This is a genomic window from Gordonia phosphorivorans, from assembly GCF_042432625.1.
Lineage (GTDB): Bacteria > Actinomycetota > Actinomycetes > Mycobacteriales > Mycobacteriaceae > Gordonia > Gordonia phosphorivorans.
Map to the genome: position 1 here is coordinate 140,388 of NZ_JBHLWV010000016.1, position 20,040 is coordinate 160,427.

Sequence of the window (20,040 nt, forward strand, 5' to 3'; positions counted from 1 at the left end):
TTTACGTGGCCGCTCGCGCTGAGCACAGTTTCAGTTGGAAGGTGTGACGCGAACGATGGGCAGCAGGTCCGCGATGTCGGCGGCGCGGTGCCCGGAGGCACTCACCCGATGGTCGTCGATCGCCGCGTCGAGCCGGTCCAGGCCGGTCGCCAGCAGCAGCCAGGTCCGCGGCGACGTCTCGACCACATTCGGCGGGGTGCCCCGCGTGTGCCGCACGCCTTCCAGGCACTGGACCGCCACGAACGGCGGCACGCGCACCTCCACCGCGTTGCCCGGCGCGTCCTGGGCCAGCGCCCGCGCCGACAGCCGCACGGCGGCGGCCAGTGCCGCGCGCGGCGGCGTCGGAAGGGTCTCGTCGCGGAGCCAGTCGGTCACCGCGAGCATCGCGGCGCGCAGTTCGGCGGGGTCAACCTTCTTGGCGGGAGGCACGGCGCTCAAGCGTAGCCTGAGTCCGTGAGCCACTCCGCCGATCTGCACGTGCACACCAGCTGGTCCGACGGCACCGATTCGGTGGCCGAACTCTTCGCCGCCGCGCAGTCGGCCGGTCTGACCACGCTCGGCATCACCGATCACGACACCGCGAACCACTGGGATCAGGCCCGCGATCTTCGTCCGGCGGGTCTGCGCGTGCTGCCGGGCACCGAGTTCTCCACCAAGCATCCCGCGCCCGACGGCACGCTGGTGTCGGTGCACCTGCTCGGTTACCTGTTCGACCGCGAGAACGCGGCGATCGTCGCCGAGTGGGACCGGATGCGCGCCGAACGAGCCGGGCGGGGCGGTCGGATCGTGGAGAACCTCATCGCCGCGGGCTTCCCCATCTCCCTCGAACGGGTAAGGGAGATCGCCGGGCACAGCGCCATCAGCCGTCCGCACATCGCGCGCGCTCTGATGGAGGCCGGCGTGGTGGCCTCGGTCAGCGACGCCTTCGCCGATCTACTGGACGATCACAGCCCGTACTATGCCGCGTTGCGCGCCCTCGAGCTCACCGAGGCGATCGAGTTGGTCACCGCGGCCGGCGGTGTCCCGGTCCTCGCCCACCCCCGGGCGCGCGCGGCCGCGGCCGTCCTGACCCCCGACGTCCTGGCCACCCTGGTTCCGCTGGGGCTGCGCGGCCTGGAGGTCGATCACCCGGACCACGACGAGGCCGCCCGCACCGAGCTGCGCGGCGTCGCCGCCGATCTCGGTCTGCTGGCCACCGGCTCCAGCGACTACCACGGCGACAACAAGCCGATCCGGATCGGCCAGGAGCGGACCGCCGACGAGGTCGTCGAGCAGATCATCGAGCTCGGGGCCCAAACGCCGTTCGCCTGAGTCCCAGTCCGGCACCATGGGGTGCATGGGCGAAGACGTCAGCCGTCAGCAGTTCACCGGCGCCGATCGCGTGCGCTTCCGATCGCAGGTCTCGCGCGGCACCGAGGCCATCGCGCGCATGCTGGTCGAGGGCCTGTTCACCGATCACGGTCGGCCGCCGGAACCGCTGCTGGGCATGGAGGTGGAGCTGAACCTGATCGACGCCGCGGGCAATCCGGCCATGGCCAACGCCGCCGTGCTGGACGTGATCGCCGATCCGGATTATCAGACCGAACTGGGCCAGTTCAACGTCGAGATCAACGTGGCGCCGCGGCCGTTCGTCGGCGCCGACACCATCGGTCTGGAGCAGGCGCTGCGGGGTTCGCTCAATCGGGCCGAGGCGGCGGCCGCGACCACCGGGAACCACCTGGTGATGATCGGCATGCTGCCGACCCTGCGCGACGAGCACTTCCGCCACCACTGGATCTCGGCCAATCCACGCTACGACCTGCTCAACGAGCAGATCTTCGCCGCCCGCGGCGAGGATCTGGAACTGGACATCACCGGCGTCGAACTGGCCGACGACCGCGACCGCGAACACCTGCAAATCACCACCGATTCGATCCTCCCCGAAGCGGCCTGCACCTCGCTGCAACTGCACCTGCGGGTGGCGCCGGAAGACTTCGCCGCGCACTGGAATGCGGCGCAGGCGGTCTCCGGCGTGCAGGTCGCGATCGCCGGGAACTCTCCGTTCCTGGCCGGGAAGGCGCTCTGGCACGAGACCCGGATCCCGGTGTTCGAGCAGGCCACCGACACACGTCCGCTGGAGTTGAAGAATCAGGGGGTGCGGCCGCGCGTCTGGTTCGGCGAACGCTGGATCAACACCATCTTCGACCTGTTCGAGGAGAACACCCGCTACTTCCCCGCCCTGCTGCCGGTCTCCACCGACGTCGATCCGCTGGCCGTCCTGGACGCCGGCGGCATCCCCGAGCTCGACGAGCTGCGGCTGCACAACGGGACCGTGTACCGCTGGAACCGCCCGGTGTACGACGTGGTGGACGGGCGGGCGCATCTGCGCGTGGAGAACCGGGTGCTGCCCGCCGGGCCCACCGTGATCGACATCATGGCCAACGCCGCCTTCTACTACGGGGTGGTGCGCGGGCTCGTCGAATCCGAGCAGCCGGTCTGGTCGCAGATGTCGTTCGACGCCGCGCGGGAGAACCTGGCGGCCGGCGCGCACTGGGGCATGCGGGCGCAGCTGTACTGGCCCGACATCGGCTGGGTGCGGCCGGACGAGCTGACGCTGCGCAAACTGCTCCCCATCGCCGAGCGCGGTCTCACCTCGTTCGGCGTCTCCGAGAAGACCCGTCGCCGGTACCTGGAGGTGATCCGCGGCCGGTGCCTGACCCAGCAGACCGGATCGGTGTGGCAGCGCCGGGCGGTGGCCGCCCGCGAGCGCGCCGGCGATTCACGCGCGCAGGCCCTGCACGGCATGCTGACCGACTACACCGTGCTCATGCACGAGGGCGAGCCCGTCCACACCTGGCCGGTGCCCTGATCCCCGAATCAGCGGGTGACCAGCCCGCGCCCGGTCACCAGGGGCAGATCCAGCGCCGTCACGATCCCGGGCGCGGCCGCGACCACGGCGGGCACCGAGTTCACCAGACGCATCGCGGTGACGATCATGCCGGAGACGTTGTGGTCGCCGTCGCGCCCGTGATGGCCGAACTCGACGGTCATCTCCGGTTCGCCGCGCACCACGATGCGATAGCAGCCGTCGCCGCGGTCGGGCCGCGGCCACTGCGGGCACTGGTCGGGGTGCGTGCGGGTGACGTGTTCGAGCACCACCCGATCGACGCCGTCGACCTGTCCGACGATCTCGAAGCGCAACGCGGCCAGCGTGCCGGCCGGAATCTCGGTCGAGACGGTGGTGTAGTTGCGCTCGGCGGGCACCCGCTCGGTGCGCTCGATCAGCGGCTCGTCGAGCGTGATACCGAGCCCGGCGGCCAACTGCCGCACCACCGACCCCCAGGCCAGCGACAGCACGCCCGGCGAGGACAGCACCGACGCGAAGTCCATCGGCTGCCCGAAGCCGAACAGCTGGGTCATCGCCACCGGCTGGTAGTACGTGGAGTAGTCGGCGATCTCCATGCACCGCAGCTCGTCGATGGACTGCGACAGGCTGGTCATCGACAGCGGCAGCACGTCGTTCGCGAAGCCCGGGTCGATCCCGTTGACGTGCAGGCTGGCGCCGCCGGCGCGCGCCGCCTCGGCCACTGCGTCGATGATCGAGTCCGGCAGCACGCCGTACGGGAACTGCAGGATCACCGGCCCGGAGGAGACCACGTTGATCCCGGCGCGGAGGAAGTCCTGGAGGTCGCCGATGGACTCCATCACGCGGTCGTCGGTCATCGCGGTGTGCACGATGGCGTCCGGCGCCAGCGCGAGCAGCGCCTGGGCGTCGTCGGTGGCGAGCACCCCCAGGTCCCGGCCGAGGCCGGCCAGCTGCCCGGCGTCGCGGCCCACCTTGGCCGGATCGGAGACCCAGACTCCCACCAGCTCCAGTTCGGGGTGGGCGTCGATGCCGGCGATGGCGTGCCGGCCGACGGTGCCCGTGGACCATTCCACAACGCGCAGAGTCATTTCTCGACCCTAGAGGCGCGCGTCGCGGTTGGTCGCCGGTTGACAACAGTCGCCGGTAGTCTCGCAACCGTGGTTCCGCCGGTCGCTCTCACGCATGCGCGGGGCACCACCCTGCTCAAGTGGCATCGCGCGCGACGCACCGCCGCCGACGCGCCGTTCACGGCGGAACGGATCGTCGAGGGTCTGCGCGCCGGCGCCAGCGTCGAGGTGGATCTGCGGATTCACGCCGATCACGGCTTCGCGATCCTGCACGACGACGACCTCGCCGGGGCCACCACGGGCCGCGGCCGGGTCTCGACCACCACCGCCGCGGGTCTGCGCACCCTCACGCTCCGCGACGAGACCCGCCGCGACAGCAGGCACCCGGTCTTGCTGCTCGACGATCTCGCCGAGCTGCTCGCCGGGCCCGCGCTCGGGTCGTCGGCGATGCTGCAACTGGACTTCAAGCAGGATGCGCGGGCGCTGGATGCCCGCAGCGTCGCGGCCTTCGCCGCCGCGGTGGAACCCATCGCCGCGCACCTGATCCTCTCCTGCGGCGATGCGGCCGCCGTCACCGTCCTCACCGACGCGGCGCCCGGGATCGCGGTCGGTTACGACCCGTGCCACCGCGGAGCCGCGGCGGCCGCCCTGTCGTCGAAGGACTACGCCGGTTTCGTCGAGCGCGCCCGCCTCGCGTCACCGCGGGCGCCGATGATCTACCTGGAGATTCCCCTGATCCTCGGTGCCGCCGACGACGGCATCGACCTGGTCGCCGCCTTCCACGCACACGGCGCGCAGGTGGATGCGTACACCCTGGGCGGACCGGCGAACACCGGCATGACGCCGATCGTGTCGCGTCTGCTCGCGCTGGGCGTCGACCAGCTCACCGTCGACGATCCGGCCGGTGTGCTGGCCCTGATGACCGCTGCGACCGGTACCCGCGCGGATCAGGTGCCGTAGGTTCCGGGCGTGACGCGGTTCGGCTCCACGTTGTACGTCCACACCACCAAGAGCACCACCGCCAGCACGGTCAGCACGATTCCGATGCCGAGACTGATCCACGCCCACAGCGCGAGCTTCTTGGACGAGTCGGCCGCCGCCGTCGCCGCGGCCTGGTCGCCGGCCAGCCACAACCGGTTCACCGAGTTGGCCTTGTTGAAGCCGAGGATGCCCAGGATCAGCGGCGCGATCCCCGCCACGCTCCCGAAGCAGCTCAGCAGGAAGGTCGCTCCGACGACGATGGCACCGATCGACGAGGCCTGCGCGGTCGCCGGCGCCGGCCCCTGGACGGAGAACACCGACTGCGGGGAGGGCGGATACGCGGCCGCCGGATACGCGACGGGCGGGTACGGGGCGTGCGCATACGGGGGCTGGACATACGGGGGCTGGGCGGGCGGATAGGCCGCCTGCGTCTGGTCGTACGCCGCCCACTCCGGCGCGTTGTTCGCGGGCACGGTGGGGTCGGACCACTGCGGGTCGCCGGGACTGCTCATCTCACACTTTCAGACTGTCGAACGGGGCGAACGGGAGATTCCTGACGACGAACCACACGAGCGTGGCCACCAGCAGCACCATCGGCGCGTACCGCAGATGCTGCCATCCCCGCACTCGCCGCCCCTTCCAGAGCCCCAGCGTGTACGTGACGAATCCGGCGGCCAGCAGCACCAGGGCGACGAGCCCGAACGCGTTGTAGCCGGCTGCCGCCCCTAGGTCGCCGTGCATCAGGGAGTACAGCATGCGCGAGGTACCGCACCCCGGGCAGTTGACGTGCAGCAGTGCATTCGTCGGGCAGGGCGGGATGAGGCCGCCGGGGGTGGTGGGATCGGCGAACCACACCAGCACGCCCACCGCGGCCGCACCCGCGGCGAGCACCGCGGGACCGGCGATCCGGTGCCGGGCCACCGCTTGCACGGCGCCGACGACCCGGTCCCCGGTCCCCACGCCGGTCGTCATCTCAGTACGTGCTGTTGCTCACCGCGACCGCGATGAACACGAAGTAGATGATCGCGAAGATCACCCAGGAGGCCACGGAAGCGATGGCCGACCACATGGCGAACTTCTTCGCGTCGTCGGCGGCCTGCTGGGCGCCGGCGTAATCGCCCATGGCCCACAGCTTGCTCACCGACGTCGACTTGATGATCGACACCACGCCCAGCGGCAGGCAGCACATCACGGTGCTCAGGATGGCCCAGACCAGGTTGTTGTCCGGTTCGATCCCCGGAGCGGCCCCGTACCCGGACGCCCCGTACTGGGCCTGACCGTATTGGGGCTGCCCGTACTGGGGTGCCTGACCGTACTGGGGTGCCTGACCGTAGTTCGGCTGCCCGTACTGGGGAGTCTGCCCGGGCTGCGGGGCCTGCCCGTAGTCCGGCGTCTGTCCGAACTGCGGCGCGGGCCCGAACTGCGTCGGCTGCTCGTACGGGGACTGCCCGAACTGGGTCGGCTGGTCGTACGGATTGGCCTGGTCGTGCGGCCCGGACGGCTGCTCGCCACCCTGGTCGGCAGCGCCACCGGGATTGTCATTCGGGTTCGTCACAGGAGTCCGTCCTCTTGGCCTTCATGGAATGCAGATCGTATCGAACGCAAGTGACTCCGCTCACCGGCGACTCAGCCGAAGTGGCGCGGCAGCGTGCCCTCGTGCACCTCACGGAGGTCGTCGAGGGTCACCGAGAACTGCCCCTGCACCTCGACGCTGTCGCTGCCCTGATCCACCACGCCGATCCGCACCCACGGCAACTCGCGGGCGCCGAGCATCGCGGTGAACCGCGACTCCTCGGTGCGCGGTACGGCCACCAGCACGCGGCCGGCGGACTCGGAGAACAGGGTGACGAACGGGTCGGCGCCCTCGGGCAGGACCAGTCGGCAACCGGTCTCACCGGCCAGTGCCGACTCGGTCACGGCCTGGATGAGGCCGCCCTCGGACAGGTCGTGCGCGGCCGAGATCATGCCGTCGCGCGATCCGGCCACCAGCACCTCGCCGAGGATGCGCTCGCGCTCGAGGTCCACCTGCGGCGGCACGCCGCCGAGGTGATCGTGCTCCACCTGCGCCCAGATCGAGCCGTCGAACTCGTCACGGGTGTCGCCGATCAGGATCAGCGACTCGCCGGGTTCGGTACCGAAGCCGGTCGGCAGACGACGGTCCACGTCGTCGATCACACCGAGCACCGCGACCACCGGGGTCGGCAGGATGGCGGTGCTGCCGGTCTGGTTGTAGAAGCTGACGTTGCCGCCGGTCACCGGGATGCCCAGCTGCGCGCAGCCGTCGGCGAGGCCGCGGACGGCCTGGCTGAACTGCCACATCACGCCCGGGTCCTCCGGCGAACCGAAGTTGAGGCAGTTGCTCACGGCCAGCGGCGTCGAACCGGACGCCGACACGTTGCGGTAGGCCTCGGCCAAGGCCAGCTGCGCGCCGCGGTACGGGTCCAGGAAGGTGTAGCGGCCGGAGGCGTCGGTGGCCAGGGCGATGCCGCGGCGGGTCTCCTCGTCGATCCGGATCACGCCGGAGTCGGCGTGCTCGGCCAGCACGGTGTTGCCGCGGACGTAGCGGTCGTACTGCTCGGTGATGAACTTCCGGCTGCACAGGGCCGGGCTGGCCAGCAGCTTGAGGAAGGTGGCGCGGAGTTCGTCGCCGGTCACCGGGCGCTGCAGGCCCGCGGTGGTCGAGGCGACCACCGCGTCCTGGGTGTCCGGACGCACCACGGGGCGCTCGTACACGGGGCCGTCGTGGGCCACGGTGCGCGGCGGCACGTCGACGACGGTCTCGCCGTGCCAGGTGATCTCCAGGCGCTCGCCGTCGGTCACCTCGCCGATCACGGTCGCCAGGACATCCCACTTGCGGCAGACGTCCATGAAGGCGTCCACGTCTTCGGGCTTGACCACCGCGCACATGCGCTCCTGCGATTCGCTGGAGAGCACCTCGGCCGGGGACATGCCCTCGGCGCGCGTGGGCACCTTCTCGAGCTGAATCGCCATGCCGCCGTCACCGGCCGCAGCCAACTCGGACGTGGCGCACGCCAGTCCGGCTCCGCCGAGGTCCTGAATGCCCACCACCAGTTCGTTCTGGTAGAGCTCCAGGCAGGCCTCGATCAGGACCTTCTCGGTGAACGGGTCGCCCACCTGGACGCTCGGCAGCTTCTTGCGGCTGGGGCCACCGTCGTCTTCGAAGGTCTCCGAGGCCAGCACCGACACGCCGCCGATGCCGTCCAGTCCGGTCCGCGCGCCGAACAGGATGATCTTGTTGCCCGCACCGGAGGCGAACGCCAGGTGCAGGTCCTCGGCGCGCAGCAGGCCCGCGCACAGCGCGTTGACCAGCGGGTTGCCCTGGTAGCTGGGGTCGAAGACGGTTTCGCCGCCGATATTGGGCAGGCCGAGGGAGTTGCCGTAGCCACCGATGCCGCGCACCGCGCCGTCGAGCACGCGCCGGGTGTCCGGGTGGTCCACCGCGCCGAAGCGCAGCTGGTCCATCACCGCGATCGGGCGTGCGCCCATGGCCATGATGTCGCGCACGATGCCGCCGACACCGGTGGCCGCACCCTGGTAGGGCTCGATGTAGCTGGGGCTGTTGTGCGATTCCACCTTGAAGGTGACCGCCCAGCCGTCGCCGACGTCCACCACGCCGGCGTTCTCACCGATACCGGCGAGCATGCCCGCCCGCATCTCGTCGGTGGTGGTCTCGCCGAAGTAGCGCAGGTGTACCTTCGACGACTTGTAGCTGCAGTGCTCGGACCACATCACCGAGTACATGGCCAGCTCGGCGTCGGTGGGCCGGCGGCCGAGAATCTCGCGCACCCGCGCGTACTCGTCGTCCTTCATGCCGAGTTCAGCGAACGGCTGCGGAAGGTCCGGGGTGTCGACGGCGTGGGAAACAGTATCTACCTGGGCGCTCACAGCAGACAGTCTATGTCAGCGCGAAGGGTGCTTCGCCCGCGGCGGATCCCCGCTCGCCGCTACAGTCGAAATCGAGCGGTTCGGGGTCGTCCGGCCGCGAGGTTCGGGGGGACCATGACTGATCGACGACGCATCGCTCGCGACCTGTTCGACGCCGGGTTGGCCCGGCTTCCGCTCCTGTGCGACGGCCCGGACCGGGCGCCACGGCCCGACGAGGCCCTGCTGGCCTTCACCCGCGCCACCGAAGCCGATCCCGCGATGGGCGACGCGTGGCTGGGCCGACTCGCGGCCGGCGACACCAGCGGCGCGACGCTGTTCGGGTTGTACTCGGCGCGCGCGGAGATCGGCGTGCAGCAGCGGCGCGTCGGGCTGCCGGTCGGGACGCTGTGCGGGCGGGCACCGACCGGCATGTACGTCGACTATCCGGTGGCCGATGCCACCCAGGCCGCCCTGGCCTACGCCGCCTCCCTGCTGATCGGCGACGACGCCGAGGGTGCGCGCCGCGTCCTCGCGCCGCTGGATCCGACGCTGCCCATCGTCGAATTCTCCTGGGCCGCAGCACATCTGCGTTCCCGGGAGTGGGCCGAGGCGCTCACCGCGCTGACCCGACTGGACTCCTGGACCGACGAGACGCTGGCGGCCGCGGGCATGCTGATGGCGGGCACCGCGTGCGTGCACCTGGGGCTGTTCGACGAGGGGATCCGCCGCCTGGAGCAGGCGCGGCGGGGTCCGCTGACCAACTGCCGAGCGCAGGCGGTGTTCACCATCGGAATGGCGCGGCGCAGCCAGGGCGACGAGAGCGCGGCCCGCGCCCTGCTGCAGGAGGCGTACGCGCTGGATCCGGACCTGCGCGAGGCTGCGACCGCACTGGCCGACCCCGCCTACCGCCTGGTGGTCGCGGCTGCGGACGCCGACTCCCCCGCACCGGCCGCACCGACTGCTGCCGAACGGCGCCTCGCCGATCTCGAGCGCGAACTCGACGATCAGGTGGGCCTGTCCACGGTGAAGCACGAGGTGGCCCGCCTGCGGTCCACCGCCACCCTGGCCGCGCTACGTGCCGAGCGCGGGCTGCGCACCGGGGACCGCAGCCTGCACTTGGCGTTCACCGGGCCGCCCGGAACCGGCAAGACCACCATCGCCCGGATCGTCGCGAAGCTGTATTGCGCGCTGGGACTGCTGGCCTCCGACCGGGTGGTGGAGGCCTCCCGGCGCGACCTGGTGGGGGAACATCTCGGTGCCACCGCGCCGAAGACCGCCCGGCTGATCGACTCCGCCCTCGACGGCGTGCTGTTCATCGACGAGGCGTACACCCTGATCCAGGAGGGCCTGTCCGGTGGCGACGCCTTCGGCCGCGAAGCCCTCGACACCCTGCTGGCGCGCATGGAAGCCGACCGCGACCGCCTGGTGGTGATCATCGCCGGCTACGACGACGAGATCGACCGCCTGCTGGCCGCCAACGAGGGCCTGGCCTCCCGTTTCGCCCGCAGGATTCGGTTTCCGTCGTACAGTCCGGACGAGCTGACCCGCATCGCCGAGGTACTCGCCGACCGCCGCGACGCCCGCCTCACCCCCGCCGCCGCGGCCACCCTGCACGAGGCGTTCACCGCACTGCACGAGGCCGTGGAGCACACCGCCGCCGGTCCGCGCCGCGGCACCGACGCCGCGGGCAACGGCCGCTACGCCCGCAACCTGCTCGAGGCCGCCGAGGAGGAGCGCGAGCACCGCCTCGCCACCGCCGCCGACCTGTCCGCACTCACCGAGACCGACCTCATGAGAATCGAGGCCGCCGACGTCCGCGCCGCCCTGCGCCGCGTCGGCCGGCCACTCGTCCGCACCCCCTGACCCCCTGCGTGTTCCCGATTGTCGTTTCCGTTCCCGCTCACGTTCAGAAGACACTCGGGAACAGAGTCGACATTCGGGAAGGGAGGCCACCACGAGACCTCCGGCGTTCGTCAGCCGCCCGCAGTGCCGAGCCCAGCCGCGCGCTGCGCGAGCCCGACCAGTTCCTCACCCGTGATCCCCGGATAGCCGTGCAGGATCCGCCGCCAGCGCGCAGGCACGCCCGACGCACCCCACCGAGCGCCGAGTAGTGCTCCCGCAATCGCGGCGACGGTGTCCGTGTCGTCGCCGATGCGGATCGCGGTGTCCAGAGCGGCGCCGAAGTGCAGGCACGGATCAGTGTCGGGGACCGGCGTCGAGACGATCGAGGCCCACGCCGCCTGCAGCGCCGCCACCACCCAGCCGTTCGGGCTGAAGCGCGACGGATCCCATGTCTCCGCCTCGTCGATCCGGGCAGTCCAATACTCGACGCCGTCGGCATCCAGGTACGCCAGGCCGGCGCGCAGATCGAACTCCGCGTCGAGCACCGCGCGCCGGATCGCCAGCGACCAGAGCACGCACGCCTCCTGTGCGCGCGGGTCGTAGTGGGTCAACGCACTGATGGCCCGAGCCGCGGACACCACCGCGCCGGGATCGTCCAGGTACGGCAGCGCGACGGCGGCGGTCCGCATGAGCGAGCCGTTGCCGGCCGTCCGGCCGGTCCGGCGGTGCAGGTCCTGCGCGGCGGCCGTCATCACGTCGCCGGTCGGGGCGGTGCCGACTTCACCGAGGAGGCTCCGCGTCTGCACCCCGATATCCGGCGGATTCGACTCGTACCAGGTCCGGAAGTGGCGGCCGATCGCGGTCAGCGCCTCCGGCGAGCGGAGATCGGCGCCGGTGGCGGCCACCTCGAGGATGCACCACGCCATCGTCGTATCGTCGGTCCACTCGCCCGGCGCGAAGTCCCCCAAGCCGCCGCCGATCATCTGCGGACCGTCCACCCCGACTGCGGCACAACCGAATTCATAGGGCGCGCCGAGCGCATCGCCGACCGCCGAACCGAGCACGGCCCCGCATGCACGATCGAGTCGAGCCGATGACGGGGCCGACTTAGTCCTCCCTCCCGCCGCCCACAGCTCCGCGTCGTTGTTCCGTTCACCACGTTCGCCCATCGCCACTCCTCTTTAGCTCGTTATCGTCTCTAATTATTAGCACGTCGGGTGCGCTAATGTGAACGGGTGGCCACTACCGCGCTGGAATCCTTCCCCCGACCGGGGGTGACCGTCGACCTCGCCGTGCTCACGGTGACCGGCGCGGCCTCACCCGACCCCGTCCTACGCGTGCTGATCCAAGAGCGCACCGAGCCAGTCGGCCGGGCCCTCCCCGGCGGCTTCATGCGGGAGCGGTGGACCGTCGCGCAGACGGTCGACGACGTCTTCCACCGCAAGGTGGGCGTCGCTCCCGCCCCGGAGTCGCCGATACGCCTGCTACGACTCTTCGACGATCCCGGTCGGGACGACCGCACCTGGGCCATCTCGGTGGCCCACAGCGTCTCGATTCCGGAACGCGCGCTGTCCGGAGCGCGCGGCGAACTGCTCCCGATCGAAGCCGACGGAAGTCTCGCCCTCGAGGCGCCGCTGTTGTTCGACCACGACGAAATCGTCAGTGCCGCAGTCGATTCGCTCCGCACACGCTACGAGTTCCGTCATCGCTACGCCGATACCCTGCCCGACCCCGACCGTTTCCTCCCGGAGCCGTTCACCCTGCACCAGTTGCGTAAGGTCCACGAAGCCGTGATCGGCGACCCTCTGCACAAGGACAACTTCAACCGCCGCATGAAGCCGTTCCTCGCACCGTTGCTGCGCGACGGCGATCCAGTCCTCGCCGAGAGCCTGCGCGGCCGCCCCGCCGCCCTCTATCGCCACGCCCGCGGCGACACCGATCGTCGTCCCGATTGACGCGGCTACAGGCCCAGGTTGCGCAGGATCGCCGCGGCGGTGTCGGCGGGGGTGCCGTCGGCCGGGGTCACCACGATGTCGGCGTTCTCCGGACGCTCGTACGGGGAGTCGATACCGGTGAACTGCGTGATCTCGCCGGCGCGGGCCTTGGCGTAGAGCCCCTTGGCATCGCGCGCCTCGCACTCGGCCAGCGGCGTATCGAGGAAGACCTCGTGGAAGGGCAGGCCCTTGGCTTCGTGGATCTCCCGTGCCCGCTGCCGCTCCTGCTCGAACGGTGAGATCAGCGAAACCAGCACCACCGCACCGGAATCGGCGAACAGTGCCGCCACTTCCGCTGTGCGCCTGATGTTCTCGCGTCGATCGTCGTCGCTGAAACCGAGGTCGGCGTTGAGCCCGTGCCGCAGGTTGTCGCCGTCGAGCAGGTACGCCGGCTGGCCGGACGCCACGAGCCTGCGTTCGAGTTCGATCGCCAACGACGACTTGCCCGAGCCGGAAAGGCCGGTCATCCAGATGGTGGCGCCCCGGTACGCGCGCTGCTCGCGCGTGACCTTGGTGTCCTGCCAGACCACATTGGTGTCGTGCGCGACCGGCCCGGTGATCATGCCCGCGGCGACGGTGGCGTTGGTGGCCTCGTCGATCAGGATGAAGCTGCCGGTATGCCGGTTCCGCCGGTACTCGTCGAACAGCAACGGTTGCTGCGCGTGCAGGGTGAGGCGACCGATCTCGTTGAGCTGCAACGACGTGGCCTGCTCATCGCGATGCAGCGTGTTCACGTCGAGTCGGTACTTGAGCCCGGACACCGTGACGCGTGCCTGGCGGGTGCCGCACAGGATCGAGTACGACGCCCCGGGCGTCAGCGTGCTGCTCTCGGAGAACCAGCACACCATCGCGTCCACGTCGCGATCGACGTACGGACGGTTGTTGGGGCGCACGATCATGTCTCCGCGCACGATGTCGATCTCGTCGGAGAGCTCCATCGAAATCGCCATGGGCGCAAAGGCTTCGGTGAGTTCACGGCCACCGGGGCCCCACAGGCGTTTGATCGTGGTGCCGAAACCGCTCGGCAACGCGACCACCTTGTCGCCCACCGAGAAGGCGCCGCCGCCCACCGTGCCCGCGTAGCCGCGATGATCCAGTCCATCGCTGCGCTGCGGCCGGATCACGTACTGCACACCGAAGCGGGCGTCGATCAGGTTGCGGTCCGACGAGATGTAGACGTTCTCCAGGTGCCCCAGCAGCGGCCGTCCCTCGTACCAGTCCATCGCCTCGCTGCGCGTGACCACGTTGTCGCCCTGCAGGGCCGAGATCGGAATGAACGTCAGGTCGCCGACCGCCAACTTGGCCGAGAAGGCGACGAACTCGTCGCGGATCTCTTCGAAGCGCTCCTGCGAGAAGTCGACCAGATCCATCTTGTTGACGCAGATGGTCAGGTGCGGGATCCCCAGCAACGACGACAGGAAGGCGTGCCGACGCGTCTGCTCCAGGACGCCCTTGCGCGCGTCGATCAGGATGATCGCCAGGTCGGCCGTCGACGCTCCGGTCACCATGTTGCGCGTGTACTGCACATGGCCCGGCGAGTCCGCGATGATGAACTTGCGCTCGGGCGTGGAGAAGTAGCGGTAGGCGACGTCGATCGTGATGCCCTGCTCACGCTCGGCGCGCAGACCGTCGGTCAGCAGCGACAGGTCGGCGAACTCGTCACCGCGGCTGGCGCTGGTGCGCTCGATGGCCTCCAGTTGATCGGTGAAGATCGACTTCGAGTCGTAGAGCAGCCGCCCGATCAGGGTGGACTTGCCGTCGTCGACGCTGCCCGCGGTGGCGATCCGCAACAGTTCCCCAGCCATCAGAAGTAGCCTTCCTTCTTGCGGTCTTCCATGCCGGCCTCAGAGATCCGGTCGTCGGCGCGAGTCGCGCCGCGCTCGGTGACACGGGTCGACGAGACCTCCTCGATCACCGCTTCCGGCGTCGCCGCATCACTTTCCACGCAGCCGGTGCAGGTCGCATCGCCGACGGTGCGGAAACGCACGCGCGCCACGTGGCTGGTCTCCCCCGGTGCCACCTCCAGGAAACGAGTCTTGGCCAGTAGCATGCCGTCGCGCGGGACCACTTCCCGCTCGTGGGCGTAGTAGATCGGCGGCAGGTCGATCTCCTCGGCCTCGATGTAGCGCCAAATGTCCAGTTCGGTCCAGTTGCTGAGCGGAAAGACCCGGATGTGCTCGCCCCGATGATGGCGACCGTTGTACAGGTTCCACAGTTCGGGTCGCTGATTGCGCGGGTCCCAACTCCCGAACGAGTCGCGGAAGCTGAACACCCGCTCCTTGGCGCGCGCCTTCTCCTCGTCGCGCCGGGCACCGCCGAACACCGCGTCGAACCGGTTCTCGGTGATACCGCGCAGCAGCGCCGCGGTCTGCAGCCGGTTGCGGGAGGCGCCGACGCCGGTCTGCTCCACCACGCGGCCGGCGTCGATGTCGTCCTGGACGTGCGAGACCAGCAACCGGACACCGGTCTCGGCCACCACTCGATCGCGGTACTCGATCACCTCGTCGAAGTTGTGTCCGGTGTCGACGTGCATCAGCGGGAACGGCATCGGCGCGGGCCAGAAGGCCTTCCGGGCCAGGTGGAACATCACCACCGAGTCCTTGCCGCCGGAGAACAGCATGCCGGGCCGCTCGAAGGTGGCCGCGACCTCCCGGAAGATGTGAACCGATTCGGCCTCCAACTCCTCCAGGTCCGACAACTCGTAGCCCTGCTTGTCCATCCCGCTCCCTTCCCCGCTCGCGCGGCATTCCGATACGAGCGTAGTGGGCGGCTCGATACCGCGCGCACTCGAAGGCCGGACCGGGTGCACGTGTCGCGAGGCCACCGGATGGTCACCCCCATCCCGATCCTCGGTGCGGTCGCCCCCGGCGGGGCCCGAGCGGTCCCCGTGACCGCCCGGGCCCGCCCCATGGCAGGCACACTATGAAATTTTCAAACAACACATCGCGTCGGGAACCGCTCCCGGCACTGGTTTCACGCGCCTCACGCGGCGCTGGCTGACAAGGTCAAGGTTCGTCGCGCATTCGACCGAACAGGTTCGCGTCGACGCTTCGGATGGTCGGGATCGGCCGGCGGGATGAACCACGGCTGCCGATCATGACCGATGAACACCTCCCACCCACCGTGGTGAATCACGGTGTGGCGCCGGCGGCAGAGCAGGACACCGTTGTCCAAGCTCGTCACGCCGCCGTGCTCCCAATGCTCCACGTGGTGCCCGTCGCACCACGACGGCGGCACCCCGCAACCGGGGAAGGCGCAACCGCGGTCCCGAAGCACCAGGGCTTTACGGATTCCCGGGGTGAACAGTCGCTTCTCGCGGCCCACATTCAGCGGCACACCGTGGTCGTCCAGCAGCGCCAGAGCCACCGCAGCCTCGCACATGATCAGCTCCGCCGTGCGCGCCGAGATCGGTCCGCCGAACCCGAGCCACGGCACTGCGGTGTCGTCCTCGCCGGCAGGGATCGAAATCGCCTGCCGCGCACCAGGTCCCGCACCAGAATCGAGCACCTGCCCGTTCATCACCACCGCCGCGGGCACCGACAACGTCACATGCGGCAGCACTCCGCCGGACTCTGGACGCTCCGAATGCGCCAGATACGTGCGGATCACCTGAGCCATCGCATCCGCACGCCACCGCTTGGCCGACCGCCGATCGGACGAACCGTCCGGCTCGGGCACCGGCCGCGTGAGCGGATCCAACGCCGCGCTCAGTTCCTCGGCGGCCACGATGTCGAAATCGATCGTCACCGCCACCCGGCCGTCATCGGTCCGATTCAGCGTCATCTCGTTCAAGTCGTCACGCTCAGCGACCGAAACCTCCCCGTCCGCCGGAACCTCCGGTGCCAGCTTGATCGCCCAGGCCCGGGCCTTCTCCCGCACCTGCGCCGGCGAGGTCTGCACCATCAACGAATGCACGATCTTCCGGCGATCGTCGTCGGACAGATCCACGCGGCCTGCCACGTGTCCGAGGCCAGAAGCCACGGCGTCGCCGTGTTCCGCCGACACCGCACCATCACGCAAACCCCGAACTACTGCGACCAGGTTCTCGTCGGACATCGCCTGCCCGAGCCGCGCGGCGCGGTAGGCGACGGCCGGCGCCGCCCCGAGTTCGGCGAGGATCGCCGCGGCGGACCGCACATGCTTCCGTGCGGGCAGGCCCACACGATCGATCGCCGCGCACGTCACGGCCACCGAGAAATCGGCCACATTGCGCAACCGCAGAACCGCCGCGGCGACCGCCAGAAGTTCCCGGTCATCGTCCACCGCCCGCGCCCGAGCCAGGAACTGCCCGAGATTCGCCGGCGTATCGATGTCGGTACCGACGGGGATAGTGAGGTCATCGCTCATCAAGTCGGCGAAGGCGGTGAGAGTCGATGCGTCCATGACACACACTCCTCGGGTCGCGAGAAGCCCAATAGCGTTGGAACCGGTCGAGCCCGTGACGATCAGCCTCGTAGCCACTCATGTTCCGCGAGTTCGGAATCATTGATCCCCATCTCGACTACGTCTATGTTACTCCTCACCTACGACAGGCACACCCGTGCGAGATGACCTGTTGATAACCCGCCGTCGGCACCCCGCGACGAGCGACGGCGGTTGTCGGGTGCGCCGATAGCGGGTAGTTTTTACGATTAATAGTCGTATTAATTCGGGAGGCAGCAGTGTCCGACGTGACCATCGATGTGCGGGAGATCCCCAAGCCACAGCGGCACCCCAAGATCTTCGGGGCGTTCGACGAGCTCGCCGTCGGCGACGCCGTGATCCTGGTGAACGATCACGATCCGCAACCCCTGCACGCCCAGTTCGCCGATCACCGTCCCGGCGGTTTCGCCTGGGAGTATCTGGTGCGCGAGCCCGGCGACTTCCGCATCCGCATCAGCAAGGTCCTGGATGCGCCGGTACCACGCATTCTCGGCAACAGCGCCGACGCGGTCGCCGGCGGCGAGGCCGGCGTCGCGTGGAAGCTCGACATGAACGACCGCGCCCTGGACGCCAACATCATCACCCTCGCTCCGGGCGGCGGCATCGGCGAGCACGTCGGCGGCGAGGTGGACGTGCTTGTCCACGTTCTCGACGGCACCGGCACCGTCGGCACCCAGACGGGGCCGGTCCCGGTGACCGCTGGCGACCTGCTCTGGCTGCCCAAACGCTCACGTCGGTCCTTCGCCGCCGGTGAGGCCGGCCTCTCCTACCTGACGGTGCACACCCACCGGGAGCCGACGCTCACCATCACTCCGCGCTGATGACCCACACCGAGGAATAGGAGGTCTCCCGCCATGACCTACGTGATCGCCCAGCCGTGCGTCGACGTCATGGATCGCGCGTGCGTCGAAGAATGCCCGGTGGACTGCATTTACGAGGGCGGCCGTTCCCTGTACATCCATCCCGACGAGTGTGTCGACTGCGGCGCCTGCGAGCCGGTGTGCCCGGTGGACGCCATCTTCTACGAGGACGATCTGCCCGACGAGTGGCTGCCGTACCTGACCGACAACGCCGACTTCTTCACCGAGACGCTCGGCGGTCAGGACGCGCCGCTCGGCTCGCCGGGCGGGGCGGCGAAGGTCGGCGCCACCGGCAGCGACGCACCCCTCGTGGCCTCGCTCCCGCCGCAAGCGTCTGCGTAGCGTCCCGATGAGTCTGCGTCAGGAACTTCTCGCGGTGCTGCGGGACGCCGACGAACCGCTCACCGTGCGACACCTCGCCGCCGCGGTGGGCCGCCCGCCGACGACGGTGCGCTTCCACCTCGACCGGCTCCAGCGCGACGGCGCGGTCGCCGCGCGTCCGGTGGGACAGGCCGGCCCCGGGCGGCCGCGACTGGGCTACACCGCGCGCCGCGCCTCTGCCGACCGCGACGACGGCAGCGAGTACCGCCTGCTGGCCGGGGCCCTCGCCGAGGCGCTGGCCGATCACCCGGACGGCCCGGGCCGAGCCCTGGCCGCCGGGGTCGCGCTGGGCTCGGCGCGGGCGAACCCCGACGCCGAGCCGCTCGACGATCTGGTCGACGTCCTGACCGACGCCGGGTTCGCACCCGTGGCCGAGGCCGACCGGATCCGCCTGTGCCGCTGCCCGTTCCTGGAAGCCGCCCGCGCTCAGCCGGCGATCACCTGCTCGGTCCACCGCGGGCTGATGCAGGGCGTGCTCGACGCGCCGCGCACCGGCGACGCCCCCGCCCGGCAGGTGACCGCGCTGGAGGCGTTCGTCGACGGCGATCAGTGCCTGGCGACGATCGGCACCGCCGGTGGTCAGCGGTAGGCGGCCTGCCCGGTGAGCGCCTGACCGATGATCAGCTGGTGCACCTCGCTGGTGCCCTCATAGGTCAGCACCGATTCGAGGTTGTTGGCGTGCCGCATGAGCGGGAACTCCAGCGTGATGCCCGCCGCGCCCAGCACGGTCCGGCAGTTGCGGGCGATCTTGATGGCCTCGCGCACGTTGTTCAGCTTGCCCAGGCTCACCTGCTCCGGCGCCAACGCCCCGGCGTCCTTCAGGCCGCCGAGCTGCGCCGCCAGGAGCACGCCCTTGCCGTACTCCAGCGCCATATCGGCGAACTTGGCCTGCGTGAGCTGGAACGACGACAGCGGGCGATCGAAGATGTCGCGGTCGCCGGCGTACGCGATCGCCGTCTCCAGGCAGTCGCGCGCGGCCCCCATGGCACCGAAGACGATGCCGAAGCGCGCCTCGTTCAGACAGCTGAGCGGGCCGCGCAGCCCCTGCGCCTCGGGCAGCATCGCCGAGGCGGGCAGCCGCACGCCGTCGAGCACCAACTCGCTGGTCACCGACGCCCGCAGGGACATCTTGTGCTTGATCGCCGGCGCCGAGAAGCCCGGCGTATCGGTGGGCACCACGAAACCGCGCACCCCGCTGCCGTCGCCCTGCTCACCGGTCTGCGCCCAGACCACCGCCACGTCGGCCACCGAACCGTTGGTGATCCACATCTTGTTGCCGGTGAGGATCCAGTCGTCCCCGTCGCGGCGTGCCCGGGTGCGCATGCCGCCCGGGTTGGAGCCGTAGTCCGGCTCGGTCAGCCCGAAGCAGCCGATCGCCTCGCCGGCGGCCATCCGCGGCAACCACTCCTGCTTCTGCTCCTCACTGCCCCACCGCCAGATGGCGAACATGGCCAGCGAACCCTGCACCGAGACCAGCGAACGCAGCCCCGAGTCGGCGGCCTCCAGCTCCAGGCAGGCCAGGCCGTACGCCTTGGCACTGGTTCCGGCGCAGCCGTAGCCGTCCAGGTGCATGCCGAGCACACCGAGCTCGCCCAGGCCGCGGGCCAGTTCCCGCGCCGGGATCTGGCCCTCCTCGTACCACTGCGCGAGCGACGGCGCGATGTCCCGCTTCACGTAGTCGCGGACGGTGCCGGCGATGGCGAGCTCGTCCTCGTCGAAGAGCCGGTCGACGGCGAACAATTCGTTCAGGGTGGTGGTCATGG

General features: G+C 70.0%; 18 protein-coding genes and 1 pseudogene. 8 read left to right on the forward strand and 11 right to left on the reverse strand.

What is annotated here, in order from left to right:
• Positions 1-30: 30 nt before the first annotated feature.
• Positions 31-438 (reverse strand): sterol carrier family protein, encoded by a 408-nt coding sequence (locus ACFFJD_RS06770; RefSeq protein ID WP_382362435.1) that lies wholly within the window; start codon positions 436-438, stop codon positions 31-33.
• Between the two features lie 15 nt (positions 439-453).
• Here ACFFJD_RS06770 and ACFFJD_RS06775 point away from each other — a divergent pair, with 15 nt between their 5' ends.
• Complete coding sequence (locus tag ACFFJD_RS06775) at positions 454-1,311, forward strand: PHP domain-containing protein (RefSeq protein ID WP_345312102.1); 858 nt, start codon at positions 454-456, stop codon at positions 1,309-1,311.
• A gap of 25 nt (positions 1,312-1,336) precedes the next feature.
• Positions 1,337-2,848 (forward strand): glutamate-cysteine ligase family protein, encoded by a 1,512-nt coding sequence (locus ACFFJD_RS06780; RefSeq protein ID WP_382362437.1) that lies wholly within the window; start codon positions 1,337-1,339, stop codon positions 2,846-2,848.
• An 8-nt stretch (positions 2,849-2,856) separates the two neighbouring features.
• On the opposite strand, the gene ACFFJD_RS06785 is transcribed toward ACFFJD_RS06780, so the two are convergent.
• The gene (locus ACFFJD_RS06785; protein WP_382362439.1) at positions 2,857-3,933 is read right to left on the reverse strand and encodes an NAD(P)H-dependent amine dehydrogenase family protein; all 1,077 of its coding nucleotides are present in this window, start codon (positions 3,931-3,933) and stop codon (positions 2,857-2,859) included.
• 69 nt (positions 3,934-4,002) lie between these two features.
• Here ACFFJD_RS06785 and ACFFJD_RS06790 point away from each other — a divergent pair, with 69 nt between their 5' ends.
• Positions 4,003-4,872: a glycerophosphodiester phosphodiesterase gene (locus tag ACFFJD_RS06790; protein WP_382362441.1), complete on the forward strand. Its 870-nt coding sequence runs from the start codon at positions 4,003-4,005 to the stop codon at positions 4,870-4,872.
• On the opposite strand, the gene ACFFJD_RS06795 is transcribed toward ACFFJD_RS06790, so the two are convergent.
• The 4 genes and pseudogenes from ACFFJD_RS06795 to purL all read right to left on the reverse strand — a co-directional run bounded on the left by ACFFJD_RS06795 (position 4,860) and on the right by purL (position 8,799).
• Positions 4,860-5,405, reverse strand: a complete 546-nt coding sequence (locus ACFFJD_RS06795; protein ID WP_382362443.1) for a hypothetical protein — start codon at positions 5,403-5,405, stop codon at positions 4,860-4,862. The two genes, ACFFJD_RS06790 and ACFFJD_RS06795, sit on opposite strands and share 13 nt — an antisense overlap.
• A 1-nt stretch (position 5,406) precedes the next feature.
• The gene (locus tag ACFFJD_RS06800; RefSeq protein ID WP_382362445.1) at positions 5,407-5,865 is read right to left on the reverse strand and encodes a DUF2752 domain-containing protein; all 459 of its coding nucleotides are present in this window, start codon (positions 5,863-5,865) and stop codon (positions 5,407-5,409) included.
• A gap of 1 nt (position 5,866) precedes the next feature.
• Positions 5,867-6,214 (reverse strand): annotated as a pseudogene (locus ACFFJD_RS06805) (CD225/dispanin family protein); the annotation flags it as partial.
• 305 nt (positions 6,215-6,519) lie between these two features.
• Complete coding sequence (gene purL, locus ACFFJD_RS06810; RefSeq protein WP_382362447.1) at positions 6,520-8,799, reverse strand: phosphoribosylformylglycinamidine synthase subunit PurL; 2,280 nt, start codon at positions 8,797-8,799, stop codon at positions 6,520-6,522.
• A 114-nt stretch (positions 8,800-8,913) separates the two neighbouring features.
• On the opposite strand from purL, the gene eccA reads away from it, so the two are divergent.
• A complete protein-coding gene (gene eccA / locus ACFFJD_RS06815) occupies positions 8,914-10,641 on the forward strand; it encodes a type VII secretion AAA-ATPase EccA (RefSeq protein ID WP_382362449.1) in 1,728 nt (575 codons plus the stop codon).
• Positions 10,642-10,751: 110 nt separating this feature from the next.
• Here eccA and ACFFJD_RS06820 read toward each other — a convergent pair whose 3' ends face one another.
• Positions 10,752-11,789 carry an ADP-ribosylglycohydrolase family protein gene (locus ACFFJD_RS06820; protein ID WP_382362451.1) on the reverse strand — a complete coding sequence of 346 codons (1,038 nt, stop codon included), beginning with the start codon at positions 11,787-11,789 and terminating at the stop codon, positions 10,752-10,754.
• Between the two features lie 66 nt (positions 11,790-11,855).
• On the opposite strand from ACFFJD_RS06820, the gene ACFFJD_RS06825 reads away from it, so the two are divergent.
• A complete protein-coding gene (locus ACFFJD_RS06825) occupies positions 11,856-12,575 on the forward strand; it encodes an NrtR DNA-binding winged helix domain-containing protein (protein ID WP_382362453.1) in 720 nt (239 codons plus the stop codon).
• Positions 12,576-12,580: 5 nt separating this feature from the next.
• Here the strand turns inward: ACFFJD_RS06825 and cysC are convergent, their stop codons facing one another.
• From cysC to ACFFJD_RS06840, 3 genes are all read right to left on the reverse strand, one after another.
• Positions 12,581-14,419, reverse strand: coding sequence for an adenylyl-sulfate kinase (gene cysC / locus ACFFJD_RS06830; RefSeq protein WP_382362455.1), 1,839 nt, complete (start codon positions 14,417-14,419; stop codon positions 12,581-12,583).
• The gene (gene cysD / locus ACFFJD_RS06835; protein ID WP_382362457.1) at positions 14,419-15,333 is read right to left on the reverse strand and encodes a sulfate adenylyltransferase subunit CysD; all 915 of its coding nucleotides are present in this window, start codon (positions 15,331-15,333) and stop codon (positions 14,419-14,421) included. The genes cysC and cysD overlap by 1 nt, the downstream gene beginning before the upstream one ends.
• A gap of 263 nt (positions 15,334-15,596) precedes the next feature.
• Positions 15,597-16,997 carry an HNH endonuclease signature motif containing protein gene (locus tag ACFFJD_RS06840; protein WP_382362459.1) on the reverse strand — a complete coding sequence of 467 codons (1,401 nt, stop codon included), beginning with the start codon at positions 16,995-16,997 and terminating at the stop codon, positions 15,597-15,599.
• Positions 16,998-17,275: 278 nt separating this feature from the next.
• Between ACFFJD_RS06840 and ACFFJD_RS06845 the strand changes: the two genes are divergently transcribed.
• Genes ACFFJD_RS06845 through ACFFJD_RS06855 form a run of 3 tightly spaced genes read left to right on the forward strand, consistent with a single transcriptional unit; the run spans position 17,276 to position 18,866 of the window.
• Positions 17,276-17,857: a DUF2249 domain-containing protein gene (locus tag ACFFJD_RS06845; RefSeq protein ID WP_382362461.1), complete on the forward strand. Its 582-nt coding sequence runs from the start codon at positions 17,276-17,278 to the stop codon at positions 17,855-17,857.
• Between the two features lie 33 nt (positions 17,858-17,890).
• Positions 17,891-18,238: a ferredoxin gene (gene fdxA, locus ACFFJD_RS06850; RefSeq protein WP_382362463.1), complete on the forward strand. Its 348-nt coding sequence runs from the start codon at positions 17,891-17,893 to the stop codon at positions 18,236-18,238.
• Between the two features lie 7 nt (positions 18,239-18,245).
• Positions 18,246-18,866 carry a helix-turn-helix transcriptional regulator gene (locus ACFFJD_RS06855; RefSeq protein WP_382362465.1) on the forward strand — a complete coding sequence of 207 codons (621 nt, stop codon included), beginning with the start codon at positions 18,246-18,248 and terminating at the stop codon, positions 18,864-18,866.
• On the opposite strand, the gene ACFFJD_RS06860 is transcribed toward ACFFJD_RS06855, so the two are convergent.
• Positions 18,857-20,038: an acyl-CoA dehydrogenase family protein gene (locus tag ACFFJD_RS06860; RefSeq protein WP_382362467.1), complete on the reverse strand. Its 1,182-nt coding sequence runs from the start codon at positions 20,036-20,038 to the stop codon at positions 18,857-18,859. The genes ACFFJD_RS06855 and ACFFJD_RS06860 overlap by 10 nt on opposite strands.
• Positions 20,039-20,040: the final 2 nt, after the last annotated feature.

Bases quoted from the DNA above. Each gene is read 5' to 3' on its own strand.
- ACFFJD_RS06780 (WP_382362437.1), top strand. From the start codon at position 1,337: ATGGGCGAAGACGTCAGCCGTCAGCAGTTCACCGGCGCCGATCGCGTG.
- ACFFJD_RS06785 (WP_382362439.1), bottom strand. From the start codon at position 3,933: ATGACTCTGCGCGTTGTGGAATGGTCCACGGGCACCGTCGGCCGGCAC.
- ACFFJD_RS06795 (WP_382362443.1), bottom strand. From the start codon at position 5,405: ATGAGCAGTCCCGGCGACCCGCAGTGGTCCGACCCCACCGTGCCCGCG.
- ACFFJD_RS06800 (WP_382362445.1), bottom strand. From the start codon at position 5,865: ATGACGACCGGCGTGGGGACCGGGGACCGGGTCGTCGGCGCCGTGCAA.
- eccA (WP_382362449.1), top strand. From the start codon at position 8,914: ATGACTGATCGACGACGCATCGCTCGCGACCTGTTCGACGCCGGGTTG.
- ACFFJD_RS06820 (WP_382362451.1), bottom strand. From the start codon at position 11,789: ATGGGCGAACGTGGTGAACGGAACAACGACGCGGAGCTGTGGGCGGCG.
- cysC (WP_382362455.1), bottom strand. From the start codon at position 14,419: ATGGCTGGGGAACTGTTGCGGATCGCCACCGCGGGCAGCGTCGACGAC.
- cysD (WP_382362457.1), bottom strand. From the start codon at position 15,333: ATGGACAAGCAGGGCTACGAGTTGTCGGACCTGGAGGAGTTGGAGGCC.
- ACFFJD_RS06840 (WP_382362459.1), bottom strand. From the start codon at position 16,997: ATGGACGCATCGACTCTCACCGCCTTCGCCGACTTGATGAGCGATGAC.
- fdxA (WP_382362463.1), top strand. From the start codon at position 17,891: ATGACCTACGTGATCGCCCAGCCGTGCGTCGACGTCATGGATCGCGCG.
- ACFFJD_RS06855 (WP_382362465.1), top strand. From the start codon at position 18,246: ATGAGTCTGCGTCAGGAACTTCTCGCGGTGCTGCGGGACGCCGACGAA.
- ACFFJD_RS06860 (WP_382362467.1), bottom strand. From the start codon at position 20,038: ATGACCACCACCCTGAACGAATTGTTCGCCGTCGACCGGCTCTTCGAC.